General features: G+C 72.7%; 4 protein-coding genes. 1 reads left to right on the top strand and 3 read right to left on the bottom strand.

The features are described 5' to 3' along the window. On the bottom strand, positions 1–674 hold a 674-nt coding region (locus C1J00_RS40260; protein WP_102913805.1), incomplete at its 3' end, for a sulfurtransferase. A gap of 250 nt (positions 675–924) precedes the next feature. Between C1J00_RS40260 and C1J00_RS40255 the strand changes: the two genes are divergently transcribed. Next, positions 925–1,728, top strand: a complete 804-nt coding sequence (locus tag C1J00_RS40255; protein WP_102913804.1) for a VOC family protein — start codon at positions 925–927, stop codon at positions 1,726–1,728. Between the two features lie 22 nt (positions 1,729–1,750). On the opposite strand, the gene C1J00_RS40250 is transcribed toward C1J00_RS40255, so the two are convergent. Together C1J00_RS40250 and C1J00_RS40245 are read right to left on the bottom strand one after the other, a co-directional pair. Then, positions 1,751–2,401 (bottom strand): thymidine kinase, encoded by a 651-nt coding sequence (locus tag C1J00_RS40250; RefSeq protein ID WP_102913803.1) that lies wholly within the window; start codon positions 2,399–2,401, stop codon positions 1,751–1,753. Positions 2,402–2,447: 46 nt separating this feature from the next. Beyond that, positions 2,448–3,587: alkaline phosphatase family protein (locus tag C1J00_RS40245; protein ID WP_102913802.1), on the bottom strand; the 1,140-nt coding region annotated here is incomplete at its 5' end.

The raw sequence follows: 3,587 nt of genomic DNA, 5'->3' as shown, positions 1-3,587 counted from the left end.
GCCCCGAACCGCGCCCGCAGTTCCCCGGCGGGCAGGAAGCGCCCGCCGGCCCCCACGTTCTCCGTGGTGGGTGCCGACACCGCGCCCGGGATGTGCCCGGCCACCGGGTCGATCGGCTCCACCTCGCCCCGGTACCGCTCCCCCGCCCGCGCGTCCAGCAGCACACCGGACCGGGCCAGAGCCGCAGTGGCATCCGCGTCGAGCAGCCCCGTCGTCCCCGGCTCGGGCACGAAGTCGCCCTCGGCCGGAGCCGGCACGGACGTCTCCAACGGCCCCTCCCAGGACGGCAACCCGCCGTCGAGGACCCGCACGTCCGGGTGACCCGTCCAGCGCAGCAGCCACCACGCCCGGGCCGCCGCCCAGCCCTGGCCGCCGTCGTAGACGATCACCGGTGTGCCGGCCGACACACCCGCCCGGCGCATCGCGGCACCGAAGCGCGCGAGGTCCGGCAGCGGGTGCCGGCCGCCCTTGCCGGGCTCGGAGGCCAACTCCCGGTCCAAGTCGACGTAGACGGCCCCGGGCAGGTGCCCTGCCTCGTACGCGGCCCGGCCGTCGAACGGCGGCTCGCCGGCCGCCTTGGGCGCGCTGAGTTGCCAGCGGACATCGAGCAGGACCGGCGGGCGGGCGCTGTCGAGGTCCTTCACGAGGTCGGATGCGGAGATGATGGCGTTCATGGTCCCCATCCTCGCGCACGGGGGTGGCCGAGCCGTCCGTGTCCGGCTACTCTGCTCGGCCGGAGCGGGGCGATCACGCGTTGTACGGGAACAAGCACATGCTGTACAGCTGAACGACACCTGCCGACAAGCGCGCCGCGAGGGACGAGGCCCGCACATCGGGCATTCTCCCGGACAAGGGACGCCCCACAGGGCTACCCCACCAGGCTGCGGAGAGCACGGCCACCGCGAGGCCGAGAAGAGAGTGACGATGACCGACGCACGGGGGTCCGCCGGGCCGAACGGTGACACACCCACGCGGCACGCGCCCGGCGCGCCCTGCTGGGTGAGCCTGATGGTGCACGGCCTGGACGCGACGGAGGAGTTCTACGGAGCGCTGTTCGGCTGGGAGTTCCAGCCGGGCCCCCAGCAGCTCGGCCCGTACGTACGCGCGCTGCTCGACGGGCACGAGGTGGCCGGCCTCGGCCGACTGCCGCCGGACCGCCATCTGCCCATCGCATGGACGCCCTACTTCGCCTCGGAGAACGTGGATCTGACGGCCGAAACGGTGCGCAGCCGCGGCGGAACGATCGGCGTGGGTCCGCTGGACGCCGCCGACGCCGGCCGCCTGGCGATCGGCTCCGACCCCGCGGGTGCGGTCTTCGGCATCTGGCAGGCCGCCGCGCACCTGGGCACTGCCGTCTCGGGCGTTTCCGGCACACCCGCCTGGAACGAGCTGCTGACCTACGAGTCGGCGAGCGTCGCCAAGTTCTACCGCACGGTGTTCGGCTACGAGGAAGAGCCGGTGGTCTCCGCTGACTTCGACTACGTGACCCTGCACGTGGGCGGCGGGCCCGTCGCCGGCATCCACGGTGTGGGGCACGCCCTGCCCCGCGACCGGGGGCCGCACTGGGTCACGTACTTCCAGGTCGCCGATGTCGACGACGCCGTGGACCATCTCGTCCACCTTGGCGGGCAGGTTCTCAAGCCGGTGCACGACACCGCCCACGGGCGGGTGGCGAGGGTGGCGGACCCGGAAGGCGCGCGGTTCGCGCTGCTGCAACGGCCGGGCTGACGGCCGGAGCGCCGGACGCGGGTCAGGCGGAGGTCACCGGCAGCACGTCCGGGGACAGGGCCGCCGCATGGGAGGTTGCCGCGGTCATCCGGCGGCGGTGGTGACGGCGGCACAGCACCTCGTACCCGACCTCGTCGGCGGAGTGGGTGACGTCGCCGACGACCACCTGGGCGCCCTCGACGACCATCACCCCGCCTATGGTGCGGGCGTTGTGCGTGGCGCGGGCTCCGCACCAGCACAGGGCCTCGACCTGGAGCACCTCGACCCGGTCGGCCAGCTCCACCAGCCGCTGCGAGCCGGGGAACAGCTTGGAGCGGAAGTCGGTCGTGATGCCGAAGGCGTAGACGTCGAGGTTCAGGTCGTCGACCACACGCGCGAGTTGATCGATCTGCTCCGGTGCGAGGAACTGCGCCTCGTCGGCGATCACGTAGTCGGCGCGGCCGCCCTGCGAGAGATGGTCGACGAGATAGCCGTAGAGGTCCTGCCCGTCGCCGACCTCCACCGCGTCCGTCACCAGGCCGAGACGCGAGGACAGCTTGCCCTCGCCGGCCCGGTCGTCGCGCGAGAAGATCATGCCCTGCAGGCCGCGCGCCGAGCGGTTGTGCTCGATCTGTAGAGCCAGCGTCGACTTGCCGCAGTCCATGGTTCCGCAGAAGAACACCAGCTCGGGCATGTGGAGTTGAGCACCTTTCGGCGTGACAGGTCGGCGTGGGGCAGTGTCAGGAGCGTACTTCGAGCAGGGGGACCAGCTGCTCGGCGGGGGTCATCGAACCGTGGTTGCCGACCATGGCCGACTCCTTGGGCTCCCGCTCGGAGGCGATGAGCAGGACGTCGTCCCGCGCGGCCGCGACCACGTCACCGATCCTGCCGTACACCCGTTCGTCGATCTGCGAGCCGAACCAGCCCGCCGCGATGGCCTCGTCGCGTGAGGCCACCCAGAATTGCTCGCCGAGCACCTCGCGCCAGCAGGTCAGGACGTCGTTCGCCGCGCCGGGCACCGCGTAGACATGGCGGGCGCGGCCCTCGCCGCCGAGCAGGGCGACCCCGGCGCTCAGCTCCCAGTCCTCGTCGAAGTCGATGCGGTGCTGCTCGTCGAACGGCACGTCGATCATGCCGTGGTCCGCGGTGATGTAGAGGGCGCTGCGCGGCGGCAGTTGCTCGGCCAGGCGCTGGGCCAGGCGGTCGGCGTACATGAGCTGGCCGCGCCAGGTGTCGGAGTCGACGCCGAAGCGGTGACCGGCGCCGTCCACCTCGGCGAAGTACGTGTACACCAGGGAGCGGTCGCCCGCGGCCAGTTGCTCGGCCGCCAGGTCCATACGGTCTTCGCCGGTCAGCCGCCCCAGGAACGTTCCGCCGCTGAGCGCGATCCTGGTCAGCGGGGTGTTCTGGAAGGTCGGGGAGGACACCTGCGCGGCGTGCACCCCGGCCTCGTGCGCCCGCTGGAAGACCGTGGGGTACGGCTGCCAGACGCCGGGCTGGGTCCACGGCTGCCAGCGCAGCTGGTTCATCAGCTCGCCGGTGTCCGGGTTGCGGACGGTGTAGCCGGGCAGGCCGTGCGCGCCGGGCGGCAGGCCGGTGCCGACGGAGGCGAGGGAGGTCGCCGTGGTCGCCGGGTAGCCGGCGGTGAGCGGACGCCCGGTGCCGCCGCGCGAGGTGGCGAGCAGGGACGTCATGAAGGGCGCGTCCTCCGGGTGCGCCCTCAGCTGCTCCCAGCCGAGACCGTCGATCAGGAACACGCAGTTCCGGTCGGCGGGGGTCAGCTCGTGAATCGTCGCGCGCATGTCCGGTACGCCGAGACCGGCGGCCAGGGTGGGCAGGAGGTCGGCGAGCGATCCGCTGCCGTACTCGGGGGCGGGTGC

It is taken from the genome of Streptomyces cahuitamycinicus (assembly GCF_002891435.1).
Classification (GTDB): Bacteria; Actinomycetota; Actinomycetes; order Streptomycetales; family Streptomycetaceae; genus Streptomyces; species Streptomyces cahuitamycinicus.
Note: the sequence above shows the minus strand (reverse complement) of the source record. Positions and strands in the feature narration are given on the sequence as shown.